Consider the following 16410-nt stretch of genomic DNA (forward strand, 5'->3'; position numbering starts at 1 on the left):
CTATTCGACTCGTTCCCGCGCCCTCCAGGGACGGCTGAAATAAAACGTTTCAGCTATAGAGGCTGTTCCTGTCGCAAAAAAGACATCGAATTTCGCCTGGTCGTAATTTTCCGCCGTTTTCGCCAGCAGTTTCTGGCTGTTCCGTGCTTAGGCATAGCCTTTGCTACGCTTCAACAGCTAAGGCAACGTACCGATGGCTTGATTACAGGAGGGATTCATCACGCGGATTTAACCAGGGGGCGCACGTCATCCAGACGCAAAGGGCCACACCAGAGACGAATGTCCATCGAGGTGCCAAGAAAAAACAGGGCTCATTAACACAAGGCAAGGCCGGACCATTGGAATGACGAAGTAATAAGAAATGCCGTGTAGAACGCGGCTGGGAGTTGGCTATGCCCCGAGCTTTTTTTGACGAAATGTATGACGCCAAGGGTGACTGCCGCCCGCATTACCAAGCCTTCGCCCGCTGGCTGGCGGACACGCCGGTCGAACTGCTCGACCAGCGCCGACGCGAAGCCGACCTGCTGTTCCATCGAGCGGGGATCACCTTCACCCTGTACGGGGACGAGCAGGGCACTGAACGGCTGATTCCCTTCGATATCATTCCCCGCAGCATCAAGGCCAGTGAATGGCAAAAGGTCGAGCAGGGATGCATCCAGCGGGTCCAGGCCCTGAACATGTTTCTGGCCGACATCTATCACCAGCAGCACATCCTCAAGGAAGGCATCATTCCCGCCGAGCAGGTGCTGGCCAACGAGGGTTACCAGATTGCGATGCAGGGCCTGAACCTGCACCGGGGCATCTACGCCCATATCGCCGGTGTCGACCTGGTTCGCGACGGTGACGGCAGTTACTACGTGCTGGAAGACAATCTGCGCACGCCCAGCGGTGTCAGCTACATGCTCGAAGACCGCAAGATGATGATGCGCCTGTTCCCCGAGCTCTTCGCCGCCCAGCGGGTAGCCCCTATCGATCATTACCCGAACCTTTTGCTCGACACACTCAAGAGTTCGAGCCCGCTGGATAATCCCACTGCGGTGGTGCTGACCCCGGGTCGCTTCAACAGTGCCTACTTCGAACATGCGTTCCTGGCGCGGGAAATGGGCGTGGAACTGGTGGAGGGCGCGGATCTGTTCGTGCGCGACGACCACGTCTACATGCGCACGACAGCCGGTCCCAAGCAAGTGGATGTGATCTACCGGCGTCTCGACGATGCCTATCTCGACCCACTGTCGTTCAATCCAGACTCGATGTTGGGTGTGCCGGGTCTGATTGCCGTCTACCGCGCCGGCAATGTAGTACTGGCGAATGCGGTCGGTACCGGCGTCGCCGATGACAAGTCGATCTACCCCTACGTCGATGAGATGATTCGTTTCTATCTCACCGAAGAACCGATCCTGAAGAATGTCCCTACCTGGCAGTGCCGCAAGCCCCAGGAACTGTCCCATGTACTGGCGAACCTGCCCGATCTGGTGGTCAAGGAAACCCAGGGCTCCGGCGGCTACGGCATGCTGGTGGGGCCGGCGGCCACCGCGGCGGAAATCGAAGACTTCCGTGCTCGACTCAAGGCCCGCCCCGAGGCCTACATCGCCCAACCGACCCTGAGCCTGTCTACCTGCCCGACCTTTGTCGAAAGTGGTATTGCGCCTCGCCATATCGACCTGCGGCCGTTCGTGCTCTCTGGCAAGGAAACCCGCCTCGTGCCGGGCGGCCTGACCCGCGTGGCGCTTCGCGAAGGCTCGCTGGTGGTGAATTCGTCCCAGGGCGGCGGCACCAAGGACACTTGGGTAGTGGAGGATTAAGACATGCTTTCAAGAACCGCTTCGGACCTCTACTGGATGTCCCGCTACCTGGAGCGCGCCGAGAACCTGGCGCGCATGCTCGAAGTCAGTTACTCGCTGTCGCTGATGCCCCAGGCCGGGCGCAGCGACGGTCATGCCGAGTTGGCGATGTCGTTGCTGGCGGCCGGTACGCTGGACGACTACAACGCGCGTTATGGCGAACTCAACAGCGAACACATGCTGCATTTCTTCGCCCTGGATGAAACCAATCCCGGCAGTATCTACAGCTGCCTGCGGGCGGCGCGGACCAATGCCCATGCGGTGCGCGGGCGCATCACCGCCGACATGTGGGAAAACATCAACGCCACCTGGCTGGAGATGCGCAACATCGCCAGCAATGGCCTGGGTCGTTACGGCATCAGTTATTTCTGCGAATGGGTCAAGGAGCGCTCGCATCTGTTCCGCGGGGCGACGTCTGGCACCATCATGCGCAACGATGCCTACTGTTTCATTCGCCTGGGCACCTTCATCGAACGGGCGGACAACACCTTGCGGCTGCTGGATGCGCGCTACGAAATGTTCGGCGAGGAATCGGAAGAGGTCAGCGACAATTCGGCGCGCGGCTACTACCAGTGGAGTGCCCTGTTGCGAGCGTTGTCTTCGTTCGAGGCCTTCAACGAGATCTACCGTAATGCACCGAATGCCGAGCAGGTTTCGGAGATGTTGCTGCTGCGCGCTGATGTCCCCCGATCGTTGCATGCCTGCATCGAGGAGCTCGATCAGATCCTCGCCAGTCTGCCCGGCCACAACGGCCGTCCGGCCCAGCGCCTGGCTGCGGAACTGAATGCGCGCCTGCGCTATTCCGGGATCGACGAGATCCTGGCTTCGGGCCTGCACCTTTGGCTGACTGACCTCATCGACCAGATCCGTCATCTGGGCCAGACCGTTCACGAGTCCTATCTGGAGGTCGTATGAAACTGTCCATACGCCACGACACTACCTACCGCTATGCCGATGAAGTCTGCACCAGCATTCAGTTCCTGCGCCTGACCCCGAAGGACAGTCAGCGCCAGCGTGTCCTGCAATGGCATCTGGAATTGCCCCGCCTGGTGCGCAGCCAACTCGACCCCTACGGCAACATCCTGCATGTGATGACCATGGACGAGCCCCACGGCGCCTTGGTGCTGACGGCTTATGGCGAGGTGCAAATCCATCAGGAGGTGGAGATGGAACCGGACTCGCAGTCGCCGCTACCGTTCCTGCGCTCGAGCCGTCTGACCCAGGCGGATGAGGCGCTCAGTGCATTTGCCATGGCGCAATGTGCAGGGCGACGCGATCGCGATGCGCTGGTCGATCTGATGGAAGGCCTTGCTGCGCACATGCCCTATAGCCCGGGCACGACCGCTGTCAGCAGCACGGCCGCCGAGGCGTTTGCCGGCGGTGCGGGCGTCTGCCAGGATCATACCCATGCCTTCCTGGCGTGCGCGCGTAGCCTGGGTATTCCGGCGCGCTATGTCTCCGGTTACTTGTACTCCGAAGATGAGACTCATCTGGCGAGTCATGCCTGGGCGGAGGCTTGGCTGGACAACGGGTGGTACAGCTTTGACGTGACCAACCGCCTGACCCGCCCTGATCGACACCTGAAGCTGGCGGTCGGCCTGGACTACCTCGACGCCTGCCCGGTACGCGGCATGCGTCGCGGCGGCGGGGCAGAACAGATGCAGGCGCGGGTGCAGGTGAACTCGATGGTGCAGGTGCAACACCAATAAACGAGAAACTCGCTGAAGCGCAAGGCCTCATCGCGAGCAGGCTCGCACAATGGAAATGGCGTCGGGCACAAATCCAGCGACCACCCGATCCCCCTGTGTGCGAGCCTGCTCGCGATGGCGGCTGCACATCCAACATCTTCGTAATCTGACCCACCGCTATCGCGAGCAGGCTCGCTCCCACAATGGGGCTGGCGTCGGGCACAAATCCAGCGACCACCCGATCCCCCTGTGTGCGAGCCTGCTCGCGATGGCCGCTGCACATCCAACATCTTCGTAATCTGACCCACCGCTATCGCGAGCAGGCTCGCTCCCACAATGGGGCTGGCGTCGGGCACAAATCCAGCGACCACCCGCCCCCCTGTGGGAGCGAGCCTGCTCGAGATGGCGGCTGCACATCCAACATCCCCGTAATCTGATCCACCGCTATCGCGAGCAAGCCCGCTCCCACAATGGGGCTGGCGTCGGGCTCAAATCCAGCGACCACCCGATCCCCTGTGGGAGTCGGGCTTGCCCGCGAAGGCGTCTGCACAGTCGCTATCGGGCTAACTGGCGGTTTATAGTCGACGGCCATGTCATGTTTCCAGGAAGGAACCGTATGTCAGAGCCCACGATTACCATCGTCCGTTTCACTGAAGCCCATCTCGACGCAGTGACCGCGCTTTACAACGACCCGGCCGTTACCCGCCAGGTGCTACAGATGCCGTTCCAGTCCACCGAGGTGTGGCGCAGGCGTCTGGCGATCGACGATGAGCGCCATGTGAAACTGGTCGCGCTGCATCAGGGCGCTGTCATTGGGAATCTGGGGCTGGAGCAGTATTCGCGTATCCGTCGTGCTCACTGCGGCAGCCTTGGCATGGGCGTCGCCGTCGCCTGGCAAGGCAAGGGCGTGGGCTCGATGCTGCTGGCCGCCGCGTTGGAGGTGGCGGACAACTGGATGAACCTGCGTCGGGTAGAGCTGACGGTATACGCCGACAACGAGGCCGCCGTCGGGCTGTACCGTAAATTCGGTTTCGAGACTGAAGGCCTGATGCGTGACTACGCGGTGCGCGACGGGCGCTGGGTCGACACCCTGGCCATGGCGCGCCTGCGATGAGCACGTTGTAGCTGCGGGCGCTACCTAGGACAGGTCCCCGAAGACCTGTCGATCAGTCCAGGGCAAACGCCACCGCCGCCAGCGCATGCAGGTGGGTGGTGTCGAGCAGGGGCAGGGCGCTGTGCTCGGGTTTGACCAGCAGGCCGATTTCCGTGCAGCCCAGGATGATCGCCTGGGCACCGCGCAGGGTCAGGGACTCTATGACCTGCTGATAGACCTGGCGTGATGCCGGGTTGATCACGCCGACGCAGAGTTCGTCATAGATAATGCGGTGCACCGCCTGGCGTTCTTCTGCGTCGGGCACCAGCACGGTCAGCCCTTGGGCACTCAGCCGCTCCTTGAGGAAATCCTGCTCCATGGTGAACGCCGTGCCCAGCAGGCCGACCGTCACGGTACCCCCGTCGAGGGCAGCCTGGCCGGTGGGGTCGGCGATGTGCAGGAATGGAATCGAAATGGCCGACTGGATCTGCGCCGCCACCTTGTGCATGGTGTTGGTACACAGCACCACGCACTCGGCACCTCCGGCCTGAAGGCGGCGCGCGGCATCCACCAGGATGGCGGCGGCTTCGTCCCAGCGCCCGGCGTGCTGAGCTTGCTCCACCGGACCGAAGTCGACGCTGTGCATCAACAGTTGCGCCGAGCGCAACGGCCCGAGCCGGTCCCGTACCTGCTGGTTGATCAAACGATAGTATTCGGCGCTGGATTCCCAGCTCATGCCGCCGATAAGGCCGATGGTGCGCATTGGATGTCCTCGGGCAATGACCTGTGTCGACGGGACAGGCCTGCCTGGAGTCTCCAATTGTTCAAGGGTAGATGCCAGAGGAACATCAACTGTAACGCTCATCTGTGCGCCAGGTGTCATGGTATGGGGCCCTTGCCGCCACCAACCCGGGGCGAGGAGAAACCTGGCAGGCGCGTATTCGATCCATTGGCTATACCTGTAGTCCCGGCCCCGTCTCGTGTGGCTTACAGGAGTGACAGCATGAAGTTCGTGTCCATTCTCGGCATCGCCTGTGTCTTCTCGCTCACCTTGGCGGGATGTTCCAGCAAAGTCACTCAGCCGGAGCAATACTCCGGATTCCTGGGGGATTACAGCCGGCTCAAGGAAGAGAAATCACCTTCGGGGGCCGATGTGATGCGTTGGGTCGATCCCGGGATCGAACCGGGCAAATACACCCGTATCTATATTGAACCGACGCAGCTGTACCCCAAGCCGCAACCGACCGTGAAAATTCCCCAGACCACGTTGTCCGGCATCACCGCGTATTATGATCAGGCGCTCAGGCGAGAGGCAGGCAAGTCCTTGCCCCTGGCGACAGGTCCGGGGCCCGGGGTTCTGGTAATGCGTGCGGCCATCACCGCCGTCGGCAGCAAGACCGAGGGCCTGAAGCCTTATGAAGTGATTCCGATCGCGCTGGTGGCGGCGGCCGTCAGTACCGCCAGCGGTATTCGCGACCAGGAAACCACGCTGGGCACCGAGGCAGTGTTCCTCGATGGCGGTAACAATGCGGTGATCGCCCAGGTCGTGCGCAAGGGCACGGGAAAGTCATTGTCCAATGAGTCCCAGGTAATGAAGCCCGATGACGTCAAGGGGGTCATCGATGGGTGGGCAGCGGATCTGCACCAGTCGTTCCTGATGCTCAAGGACAAGTAGCGTAGATAAGCCATGACTTTTTATGTCCAGCCATAGGTCGCGGCGGCATTTCATGGTTAACTCCGGCCTCGACCTTTTTCAAACATGTCAGAAGGAATCCGTTCATGGCTCAAGTCACCCTCAAAGGCAGCCCGGTTCAAGTCAATGGCCAGTTGCCGCAGGCCGGTTCCAAGGCGCCAGCCTTTTCCCTGGTTGCCGGCAATCTGTCGGACGTCTCCCTGAAGGATTTCGCCGGCAAGCGCAAGGTGCTGAATATTTTCCCAAGCGTCGACACCCCGACCTGCGCCACGTCCGTGCGCAAGTTCAATGCCCAGGCCAACGAGCTGAACAATACCGTCGTGCTGTGCATCTCCGCTGACTTGCCGTTCGCCCAGGCGCGTTTCTGCGGCGCCGAAGGCCTGGAAAACGTTCAGAACCTGTCCACTCTGCGCGGTGCCGAGTTCATCCAGAACTACGGCGTAGCCATTGCCGATGGCCCGCTGAAGGGTCTGACCGCCCGTGCCGTGGTCGTGCTGGACGAAAACGACACCGTGCTGCACAGCGAACTGGTCAAGGAAATCGCTGAAGAGCCGAACTACGATGCTGCGCTCGCAGTCCTGAAATAAGTGCTCTGATCAGAGTATTTATTACAAATGTTAACGGCCTGGCCCTGTCCAGGCCGTTTTCGTTTGTACTTCAAATGCTTAGCTTGCAACGCGGTACGTAAGCCCAAGGTAAATTGCCGGTAAAGGCGCTTTGCTAAATACCCGCCAGTGCTTATCGTTCAGCCTCCCATAAAAGATGCCCACGCGCCCAATGGTTGATCACTCCATGCAATCCTCTGCTCCCCGAAAATCCCGTCGTTGGCTGTTCAGCCTGTTCATCGTGTTGGTCGTCGCGGTGCTGGCCTGGAAATTCTGGCCCGCCGGCGCGGATCACAAGTCCACCGCAGAACAGAAAGCCGCCGCTGGGCACATGGGGCGTTCGGGCGGCATGCGGCCCGGATTTGGCGGTGCGACGGGGCCGATTCCGGTGCGGGTGGCGGTCGCCGTCACCGGAGATTTCCCGGTGTATTACAAGGCCTTGGGCACCGTCACGGCGCTCAATACCATCAATGTGCGCAGCCGAGTGGGTGGTGAGCTGGTCAAGATCGCCTTCGAAGAAGGGCAGATGGTGAAGGCCGGGGATCTGCTGGCCGAGATTGACCCGCGCCCCTACCAGAACGCCTTGCTGCAGGCCGAGGGTACGTTGCTGCAGAACCAGGCCCAGTTGAAAAACGCCCAAGTGGATCTAGAACGCTATCGCGGCCTGTATGCCGAGGACAGCATCGCCAAGCAAACCCTCGACACTGCAGCCGCGCTGGTGGGGCAGTATCAAGGCACGGTCAAGACCAACCAGGCGGCGGTCAACGATGCCAGGCTCAACCTGGAGTTCACCAGGATCCGTGCGCCGATCTCCGGGCGCGTCGGCTTGCGGCAACTGGATATCGGCAACCTGGTGGCGGCCAACGACACCACGGCCCTTGCCGTCATCACCCAGACCCAACCCATCAACGTCGTCTTCACCCTGCCGGAAAACAAGCTCGACACAGTCCTCGCCCGCTATCGAAGCGGCGCGAAGCTGCCCGTCGAAGCCTGGGACCGTGGCGATGTGAAGCTCCAGGCCAGCGGAGTTCTGCAAAGCCTGGACAACCAGATCGACATCACCACCGGCACCCTGAAATTCAAGGCGCGCTACGATAACCGCGAGCAGTCGCTGTTCCCCAATCAGTTCGTCAACGTGCGTCTGCTGGCGGACACGCTCAGGGATGTGGTCCTGGTGCCGACCGCTGCCATTCAGTTCGGCACGAACGGCACCTTCGTTTATGCCCTGGAGGGCGACAAGAAAGTCACCATCAAGCAACTCAAGATTGGCGCCAATAACGGCGAGCACACGGTGGTCACTGAAGGACTGGCCGCCGGCGAACGGGTGGTGCTCGAAGGCACTGACCGCTTGAAGGAAGGCAGCGAAGTCGAGGTGGTCAACGACAGCCAGGACGTGCCGACCACGCCGACCGAACACCTGCTGGGCAAACCTGCGGCAGCCCCGGCTGAACCGGCCGTGGCCGACAAGGCGAAAAAGGGCGACGCATGAACCTCTCGCGGCTGTTCATCCTGCGCCCGGTCGCCACCACGCTGAGCATGCTGGCCATCGTCCTGGCTGGCCTGATCGCCTATCGGTTGCTGCCGGTGTCGGCCTTGCCCCAGGTCGACTATCCGACCATCCGCGTCATGACCCTGTATCCAGGCGCCAGCCCCGACGTAATGACCAGTGCTGTGACCGCGCCCCTGGAACGGCAGTTCGGACAGATGCCGGGCCTGACCCAGATGGCTTCCACCAGCTCCGGTGGCGCCTCGGTGATTACGCTGCGCTTCAATCTCGAGATCAATATGGATGTCGCCGAGCAGCAGGTGCAGGCGGCTATCAACGCGGCCACTAACCTGTTGCCGACCGACCTGCCGGCGCCGCCGGTATACAACAAGGTCAACCCGGCCGACACCCCGGTGCTGACCCTGGCAATTACCTCAAAAACCATGCTGTTGCCCAAGCTCAACGACCTGGTGGACACCCGCATGGCGCAGAAGATCGCCCAGATCAGTGGGGTCGGCATGGTCACCATCGCCGGCGGGCAGCGCCAGGCGGTGAGGATCAAGGTCAACCCCGAAGCCCTGGCGGCCAACGGTCTCAATCTGGCGGATGTGCGCACCCTGATCGGTGCCTCCAACGTCAACCAGCCCAAGGGCAACTTCGATGGCGCGACCCGGGTGTCGATGCTCGATGCAAACGATCAGTTGACCTCGCCCAAGGATTACGCCGAGCTGATCCTGGCCTACGCCAACGGCGCGCCGTTGCGGCTCAAGGACGTGGCGCAGATCGTCGACGGCGCCGAGAACGAGCGTCTTGCCGCCTGGGCCAACGAAAACCAGGCCGTGCTGCTGAACATCCAGCGCCAGCCGGGGGCCAACGTCATCGAGGTGGTGGACCGGATCAAGGCGCTTTTGCCAAGCATCACCGATAACCTGCCGGCCGGTCTGGACGTTACTGTGCTTACCGACCGCACTCAGACCATCCGCGCCTCGGTCACCGACGTGCAGCATGAGTTGCTGATCGCCGTCGCTCTGGTGGTCATGGTGACGTTCCTGTTCCTGCGTCGTTTCAGCGCCACCATCATCCCGTCGGTGGCCGTGCCGCTGTCGCTGATCGGTACGTTTGGCGTGATGTACCTGGCGGGGTTCTCCATCAACAACCTGACGTTGATGGCCCTGACCATTGCCACCGGTTTCGTGGTGGACGATGCGATCGTCATGCTGGAGAACATCGCCCGTTACATCGAAGACGGCGACAGCCCGTTGCAGGCCGCGCTCAAGGGGGCGAAGCAGATCGGCTTCACGCTGATCTCCCTGACGCTGTCGCTGATTGCCGTGTTGATCCCGTTGTTGTTCATGGCCGATGTAGTCGGGCGGTTGTTCCGTGAGTTCGCCATTACCCTGGCGGTGGCGATCCTGATTTCCCTGGTGGTTTCCCTGACCCTGACACCGATGATGTGCGCGCGCTTGCTCAAGCGTGAGCCCAAGGCGGATGAGCAGGGGCGCTTCTACCGTGCCAGCGGGGCGTGGATCGACTGGCTGATCGCCGCCTATGGCCGCAAGCTGCAATGGGTGCTCAAGCACCAGCCGCTGACCTTGCTGGTTGCGGTGGGCAGCCTCGTACTCACGGTGGTGTTGTACCTGGCCGTGCCCAAGGGCTTCTTTCCGGTGCAGGACACCGGGGTGATCCAGGGCATTTCCGAGGCACCGCAGTCGATTTCCTTTGCCGCCATGAGCGAGCGCCAACAAGAACTGGCCAAGGTGATTCTCGCCGACCCGGCGGTGGAGAGCCTGTCTTCCTACATTGGCGTGGACGGCGACAATGCCACGCTCAACAGCGGCCGACTGCTGATCAACCTCAAGCCCCATAACGAACGGGATGACAGCGCGAGCGAGATCATTGCCCGCTTGCAACCGCGACTGGATCGCCTGGTGGGCATCCGCCTGTTCATGCAGCCGGTACAGGACCTGACCATCGAAGACCGGGTCAGTCGTACCCAGTATCAGTTCAGCCTGTCGTCACCGGACGCCGAATTGCTCACCCTCTGGAGTGGTCGCCTGGTGGAAGCCCTGGCCCATCAGCCTGAACTGACCGACGTTGCCAGCGACCTGCAGGACAAGGGCCTTCAGGTCTACCTGGTAATCGACCGCGACGCGGCTTCACGCCTGGGCGTGTCGGTGTCGAACATCACCGATGCGCTGTATGACGCTTTTGGCCAGCGACAGATTTCTACCATCTACACCCAGGCCAGCCAGTACCGGGTGGTGCTGCAGGCCCAGGCCGGGGAGAAGATCGGTCCCCAGGCTCTGGACCAGATCTACGTCAAGTCCACCGATGGCGGGCAGGTGCGACTGTCGAGTCTGGCTCGGGTCGAGGAGCGTCAGGCCCAGTTGGCGATTGCCCATATCGGCCAGTTCCCGGCGGTGATGATGTCCTTCAACCTGGCGCCCGGCGTGGCTCTCGGGCATGGGGTGGATGTGATCGAGAAGGTCCAGCACGAAATCGGCATGCCGGTGGGGGTACAGACCGAGTTCCAGGGCGCGGCCCAGGCGTTTCAGGCCTCGTTGTCCAGCACCTTGCTGCTGATCCTGGCGGCGGTGGTGACCATGTACATCGTGCTGGGCGTGCTGTACGAAAGCTACATCCATCCGATCACGATCCTCTCGACCTTGCCCTCGGCGGCCATCGGTGCCTTGCTGGCGTTGATTCTCAGCGGCAACGACCTGGGCATGATCGCGATCATCGGCATAATCCTGCTGATCGGCATCGTCAAGAAGAACGCGATCATGATGATCGACTTCGCCCTCGATGCGGAGCGCAACCAAGGTGTCGATCCGCAGACAGCGATCTATCAAGCCGCACTGCTGCGCTTCCGACCGATTCTGATGACCACGCTGGCAGCGCTGTTCGGCGCGGTGCCATTGATGTTCGCCACCGGCTCCGGCGCGGAGCTGCGTCAGCCCCTGGGGCTGGTGATGGTGGGCGGGTTGTTGGTGAGCCAGGTGCTGACGCTGTTTACCACGCCTGTTATCTACCTGTATTTCGATCGCCTCGGGCGGCGCTTTGCCCGGGTTGATGGGAAAGAGGTGCAGGCATGACGGCTTGTAGAACGATGACCACCATGCGCCCAGGGCAGGGGAGCTTTTTGTGGCGAGGGGATTCATCCCCGTCAGGCTGCGTAGCAGCCTCTTTTGTGAGCGCTGCGTACTCAAGCGGGGATAAATCCCCTCGCCACAAAAGCGCTCGCCGCTTGAAGCTTGCGGATTGGAGCTATTGCCCATGAACCTCTCCGGCCCCTTCATCAAGCGCCCCGTCGCCACCATGCTGCTGAGCTTCGCGATCATGCTGCTCGGCGGCGTGTGCTTCGGCCTGCTGCCGGTTTCGCCGCTGCCGCAGATGGACTTCCCGGTGATCGTGGTCCAGGCCAACTTGCCGGGAGCCAGCCCGGAAGTAATGGCTTCGACGGTGGCGACGCCCCTCGAACGCTCCTTCGGCGCCATCGCCGGGGTCAATACCATGAGCAGCCGTTCCAGCCAGGGCTCGACCCGGGTGATCCTGCAATTCGACCTGGACCGTGACATCAACGGCGCGGCGCGGGAAGTGCAGGCGGCCATCAATGCCTCGCGCAACCTGCTGCCCAGCGGCATGCGCAGCATGCCGACCTACAAGAAGGTCAACCCGTCCCAGGCACCGGTCATGGTGCTATCGCTGACCTCGGACGTATTGGAGAAAGGCCAGCTCTATGACCTGGCTTCCACGATCCTGTCCCAGAGCCTGTCCCAGGTGTCGGGTGTCGGTGAAGTGCAGATCGGCGGCAGTTCGCTGCCGGCGGTCCGCGTCGAACTGGAGCCGCAATTGCTCAATCAGTACGGCGTGGCGCTGGATGACGTGCGCAAGGCGATCGCCAACAGTAACGTGCGTCGGCCCAAGGGTTCGGTCGAGGACGACCGGCGCATGTGGCAGGTCCAGGCCAACGACCAGTTGGAGAAAGCCAAGGATTACGAGACCCTGATCATTCGTTATCAGGATGGTTCGGTGCTGCGCCTCAAGGACGTGGCGAAGGTCACCGACAGCGTCGAGGATCGCTACAACAGCGGTTTTTTCAACAACGACGCCGCCGTGCTGCTGGTGATCAACCGCCAGGCCGGCGCCAACATCATCGAGACGGTCAACGAAATCAAGGCGCAACTGCCGGCGTTGCAGGCGGTCTTGCCGGCCAGCGTCAAGCTGAACCTGGCTATGGACCGTTCGCCGGTGATCAAGGCCACCCTGCACGAAGCGGAAATGACCCTGCTGATTGCAGTGGCCCTGGTGGTGCTGGTGGTGTTCCTGTTCCTCGGCAACGTCCGCGCCTCGCTGATCCCGACCCTGGCGGTGCCGGTGTCGCTGGTGGGCACGTTCGCGGTGATGTACCTCTACGGCTTTTCCCTGAACAACCTTTCGTTGATGGCGCTGATTCTCGCCACCGGCCTGGTTGTGGATGACGCCATCGTCGTGCTGGAAAACATTTCCCGGCACATCGACGAAGGTGTGCCGCCGATGAAGGCCGCGTACCGCGGTGCCAAGGAGGTGGGCTTCACCCTGTTGTCGATGAACGCCTCGCTGGTGGCGGTGTTCCTGTCGATCCTGTTCATGGGCGGCATCATCGAGAGCCTGTTCCGCGAGTTTTCCATCACCCTGGCGGCGGCTATCGTGGTCTCGCTGCTAGTGTCCCTGACGCTTACGCCAATGCTCTGCTCGCGCTGGCTCAAGCCCCATGTGTCCGGGCAGGAAAACCGTTTGCAGCGTGAGAGCCGGCGTCTCAACGACTGGATGGTTCGCGGTTATGCCACTAGCCTGGACTGGGTGCTGCGTCATCGACGCCTGACCTTGCTGAGCCTGCTGGTGACCATCGGTGTCAACGTCGCCCTATATGTAGTGGTGCCAAAAACCTTCATGCCACAGCAGGACACCGGCCAGTTGATCGGTTTCGTGCGCGGCGATGACGGCCTGTCGTTCAACGTCATGCAGCCGAAGATGGAAATCTTCCGCCGTGCCGTGCTCAAGGACGACGCGGTGCAGAGCGTGGCGGGCTTCATTGGCGGCAACAACGGCACCAACAACGCGTTCATGCTGGTGCGCCTCAAGCCGATCAAGGAACGAAGCATTTCCGCGCAGAAAGTCATCGAGCGCTTGCGCAAGGAAATGCCCAAGGTGCCTGGCGCCCAACTGATGCTGATGGCCGACCAGGACCTGCAATTCGGTGGCGGCCGCGAGCAGACCACTTCGCAATACTCCTACATCCTGCAAAGCGCTGACCTGGCGTCCCTGCGTGAGTGGTACCCCAAGCTCGTGGCCGCTTTCCGGACCTTGCCGGAGTTGACTGCCATTGACGCCCGGGACGGTGGTGGGGCTCAGCAGGTAACACTGGTGGTGGACCGCGACCAGGCCAAGCGCCTGGGCATCGACATGAACATGGTCACCGCCGTGCTGAACAACGCCTACAGCCAGCGCCAGATTTCGACCATCTACGACAGCCTGAACCAGTATCAGGTGGTGATGGAGGTCAATCCCAAGTACGCCCGGGACCCGAATACCCTGGAGCAGGTGCAGGTGATCACCGCCGACGGCGCGCGGGTGCCGTTGTCGGCCATCGCCCATTATGAGAACAGCCTGGAGGACGACCGGGTCAGCCATGAAGGCCAGTTCGCTTCCGAGAGCATCTCCTTCGACATGGCCGAAGGGGTGACGGTAGAGCAGGGCACGGCCGCCATCGAGCGGGCCATTGCCAGGCTCGGCATGCCCGAGGATGTGATCGTGAAAGTGGCCGGCACCGCCGATGCCTTCGCGGCGACCCAGAAGAGCCAGCCGTTCATGATTCTCGGGGCATTGTTGGCGGTGTACCTGGTGTTGGGGGTGTTGTACGAAAGCTACATTCATCCGCTGACCATCCTCTCCACCTTGCCGTCGGCCGGGGTCGGCGCGCTGCTGTCGATCTATGTGCTGGGGGGGGAGTTCAGCCTGATCTCCCTGCTGGGGCTGTTCCTGCTGATTGGCGTAGTGAAGAAAAACGCGATCCTGATGATCGATCTGGCCTTGCAGCTGGAGCGGGGTGGGCAGGCACCGCTGGAGTCGATCCGCAGCGCCTGCCTGCTGCGCTTGCGGCCGATCCTGATGACCACGCTGGCGGCCATCCTCGGTGCCGTGCCCCTGTTGATCGGCGGCGCTGAAGGTTCGGAAATGCGCCAGCCGCTTGGCCTGACCATCATCGGCGGGCTGGTGTTCAGTCAGGTCCTGACGCTTTACACCACTCCGGTGGTCTACCTCTATCTCGACAAGCTGCGCCATCGCTTCAACCGCTGGCGCGGTGTGCGCACCGATGCTGCCCTGGAAACTCCGCTATGACCGACCGTTCGTTTTTCAACCATGTCGCACCGCTGGCGACTGCCCGTGGCTCGCGGGCACTGAGCCTGGCGCTGTGCGTGGCCATGCTCAGCGCCTGTGCGATTGGCCCGGATTATCAGCGCCCGCAGGCCGCCGCGCCGGCGCAGTACAAGGAGGCCCAGGGCTGGCGCCAGGCCAACCCCAGCGACGCCCTCGCTCGTGGTGCCTGGTGGGAATTGTACGGAGACGCACAGCTCAATGGCCTGGTGGAAAAACTCAATACCTCCAACCAGACCGTGGCCCAGGCCGAAGCCCAGTACCGTCAAGCCCAGGCATTGGCGCGCAGTGCCCGGGGGGCGTTCTTTCCCTCGGTGGACCTGACCGTCGGCAAGAACCGTTCCAGCCAAGGCACCGGCAGCAGCAGTTCGAGCCTGAGCAGCTCGTCCAGCGGTATCCGCGACACCTACAGCGCTCAGGCAGGGGTCAGTTGGGAAGCCGACGTCTGGGGCAAACTGCGGCGCACCCTGGAAGCCAATGAAGCCAGTGCCCAGGCCAGTTTCGCCGACCTGGCTGCCATGCGCCTGAGCCAGCAATCGGAACTGGTGCAGAACTACCTGCAATTGCGGGTGATCGATCAGCAGAAACGTCTGCTGCAGGCCACCCTGGAGAACTATCAGCGTTCGCTGAAGATGACCGAAAACCAATATCGCGCCGGGGTGTCCGGCAAGGATGCGGTGGCTCAGGCGCAAAACCAGCTCAAGGCCACCCAGGGCGACCTGATCGACCTGATCTGGCAACGTGCCCAGTTCGAAAACGCCATCGCCGTGCTGATGGGCTTGCCTCCGGCCGAGTTCAGCCTGGCGGAAACCCAGGACATCCCGTCATTGCCACAGATCCCGGTGGCGCTGCCATCGCAGCTGCTCGAACGGCGACCCGACATCGCCTCGGCGGAGCGCTCGGTGATGGCCGCCAACGCCAATATCGGCGTGGCCAAGGCGGCTTATTATCCGGACCTGACCCTGAGCCTGAGCGGCGGCTACAGCAGCAGTACCTACGACAACTGGATCAGCGTACCGAATCGCTTCTGGTCGGTGGGGCCGCAACTGGCCATGACGTTGTTCGACGGCGGTCAGCGTTCGGCGGAGGTCGACCGTAGCGTCGCGGCCTACGACCAGACCGTCGCCACCTACCGCCAGACCGTGCTCGACGGGTTCCGCGAGGTGGAAAACTACATGATCCAGCTCAAGGTGCTGGGAGACGAAGCCCGCGTGCGCCAGGAAGCCCTCGATGCCGCGCGCGAATCCTTGCGCCTGACCCAGAACCAGTACAAGGCCGGGCTGATTGCCTACCTTGACGTGGTGACCGTCCAGGCCACCGCCCTGAGCAACGAGCGCAGTGTGCTCAGCCTGCAGCAGAGCCGGTTGATCGCCAGCGTGCAGTTGATCGCGGCGTTGGGCGGGGGGTGGGATGGGCAGGTGGAGGCGGACGAGTGATCAGAGATCGCAGCAGGAGATAGTTCTGGAGAACAACTGTGGGAGCAAAGCTTGCTCGCGATAGCTGTGGACCAGCCTCCCGGGATGTTGAGGCTGCCGACCCCATCGCGAGCAAGCTTTGCTCCTACAGATTCAAGTCCATGGTCCAGTG

At 62.0% G+C, this 16410-nt stretch carries 11 protein-coding genes; 10 read left to right on the top strand and 1 reads right to left on the bottom strand.

Annotated elements, in window-relative coordinates:
* The first annotated feature begins 392 nt into the window (after nt 1-392).
* The 4 genes from QZH45_RS14005 (at nt 393) to QZH45_RS14020 (ending at nt 4643) form a co-directional block, all read left to right on the top strand.
* Nucleotides 393-1802, top strand: a complete 1410-nt coding sequence (locus QZH45_RS14005; protein ID WP_024779987.1) for a circularly permuted type 2 ATP-grasp protein — start codon at nt 393-395, stop codon at nt 1800-1802.
* A 3-nt stretch (nt 1803-1805) separates the two neighbouring features.
* Complete coding sequence (locus QZH45_RS14010; protein ID WP_024779988.1) at nt 1806-2756, top strand: alpha-E domain-containing protein; 951 nt, start codon at nt 1806-1808, stop codon at nt 2754-2756.
* Nucleotides 2753-3550 carry a transglutaminase family protein gene (locus tag QZH45_RS14015; RefSeq protein WP_024779989.1) on the top strand — a complete coding sequence of 266 codons (798 nt, stop codon included), beginning with the start codon at nt 2753-2755 and terminating at the stop codon, nt 3548-3550. The genes QZH45_RS14010 and QZH45_RS14015 overlap by 4 nt, the downstream gene beginning before the upstream one ends.
* A 595-nt stretch (nt 3551-4145) precedes the next feature.
* Nucleotides 4146-4643, top strand: a complete 498-nt coding sequence (locus QZH45_RS14020) for a GNAT family N-acetyltransferase (protein WP_055135497.1) — start codon at nt 4146-4148, stop codon at nt 4641-4643.
* A 52-nt stretch (nt 4644-4695) separates the two neighbouring features.
* Here the strand turns inward: QZH45_RS14020 and QZH45_RS14025 are convergent, their stop codons facing one another.
* Complete coding sequence (locus QZH45_RS14025; protein WP_055135496.1) at nt 4696-5385, bottom strand: aspartate/glutamate racemase family protein; 690 nt, start codon at nt 5383-5385, stop codon at nt 4696-4698.
* A gap of 240 nt (nt 5386-5625) precedes the next feature.
* Here QZH45_RS14025 and QZH45_RS14030 point away from each other — a divergent pair, with 240 nt between their 5' ends.
* From QZH45_RS14030 to QZH45_RS14055, 6 genes are all read left to right on the top strand, one after another.
* Nucleotides 5626-6297, top strand: coding sequence for a DUF3313 domain-containing protein (locus QZH45_RS14030; RefSeq protein WP_024779992.1), 672 nt, complete (start codon nt 5626-5628; stop codon nt 6295-6297).
* Nucleotides 6298-6401: 104 nt separating this feature from the next.
* On the top strand, nt 6402-6902 hold the full coding sequence (tpx, locus tag QZH45_RS14035) for a thiol peroxidase (RefSeq protein ID WP_055135495.1): 501 nt from the start codon (nt 6402-6404) through the stop codon (nt 6900-6902).
* Nucleotides 6903-7092: 190 nt separating this feature from the next.
* Nucleotides 7093-8409 (top strand): MdtA/MuxA family multidrug efflux RND transporter periplasmic adaptor subunit, encoded by a 1317-nt coding sequence (locus QZH45_RS14040; RefSeq protein WP_055135494.1) that lies wholly within the window; start codon nt 7093-7095, stop codon nt 8407-8409.
* Nucleotides 8406-11501 (top strand): MdtB/MuxB family multidrug efflux RND transporter permease subunit, encoded by a 3096-nt coding sequence (locus tag QZH45_RS14045; RefSeq protein WP_069018190.1) that lies wholly within the window; start codon nt 8406-8408, stop codon nt 11499-11501. The genes QZH45_RS14040 and QZH45_RS14045 overlap by 4 nt, the downstream gene beginning before the upstream one ends.
* A gap of 181 nt (nt 11502-11682) precedes the next feature.
* Nucleotides 11683-14787, top strand: a complete 3105-nt coding sequence (locus QZH45_RS14050) for an efflux RND transporter permease subunit (protein WP_069018192.1) — start codon at nt 11683-11685, stop codon at nt 14785-14787.
* On the top strand, nt 14784-16259 hold the full coding sequence (locus QZH45_RS14055; RefSeq protein ID WP_055135493.1) for an efflux transporter outer membrane subunit: 1476 nt from the start codon (nt 14784-14786) through the stop codon (nt 16257-16259). Before QZH45_RS14050 ends, QZH45_RS14055 begins: the two co-directional genes overlap by 4 nt.
* The last annotated feature ends 151 nt before the right edge of the window (nt 16260-16410 follow it).

Origin of the sequence: Pseudomonas corrugata, from assembly GCF_050920615.1 — a bacterium.
Classification (GTDB): Bacteria; Pseudomonadota; Gammaproteobacteria; order Pseudomonadales; family Pseudomonadaceae; genus Aquipseudomonas; species Aquipseudomonas corrugata.

What these genes read in the sequence shown, in the direction of transcription:
- QZH45_RS14005 (WP_024779987.1), top strand. Translation starts at nt 393, where the DNA reads ATGCCCCGAGCTTTTTTTGACGAAATGTATGACGCCAAGGGTGACTGC.
- QZH45_RS14010 (WP_024779988.1), top strand. Translation starts at nt 1,806, where the DNA reads ATGCTTTCAAGAACCGCTTCGGACCTCTACTGGATGTCCCGCTACCTG.
- QZH45_RS14015 (WP_024779989.1), top strand. Translation starts at nt 2,753, where the DNA reads ATGAAACTGTCCATACGCCACGACACTACCTACCGCTATGCCGATGAA.
- QZH45_RS14020 (WP_055135497.1), top strand. Translation starts at nt 4,146, where the DNA reads ATGTCAGAGCCCACGATTACCATCGTCCGTTTCACTGAAGCCCATCTC.
- QZH45_RS14025 (WP_055135496.1), bottom strand. Translation starts at nt 5,385, where the DNA reads ATGCGCACCATCGGCCTTATCGGCGGCATGAGCTGGGAATCCAGCGCC.
- QZH45_RS14030 (WP_024779992.1), top strand. Translation starts at nt 5,626, where the DNA reads ATGAAGTTCGTGTCCATTCTCGGCATCGCCTGTGTCTTCTCGCTCACC.
- tpx (WP_055135495.1), top strand. Translation starts at nt 6,402, where the DNA reads ATGGCTCAAGTCACCCTCAAAGGCAGCCCGGTTCAAGTCAATGGCCAG.
- QZH45_RS14040 (WP_055135494.1), top strand. Translation starts at nt 7,093, where the DNA reads ATGGTTGATCACTCCATGCAATCCTCTGCTCCCCGAAAATCCCGTCGT.
- QZH45_RS14045 (WP_069018190.1), top strand. Translation starts at nt 8,406, where the DNA reads ATGAACCTCTCGCGGCTGTTCATCCTGCGCCCGGTCGCCACCACGCTG.
- QZH45_RS14050 (WP_069018192.1), top strand. Translation starts at nt 11,683, where the DNA reads ATGAACCTCTCCGGCCCCTTCATCAAGCGCCCCGTCGCCACCATGCTG.
- QZH45_RS14055 (WP_055135493.1), top strand. Translation starts at nt 14,784, where the DNA reads ATGACCGACCGTTCGTTTTTCAACCATGTCGCACCGCTGGCGACTGCC.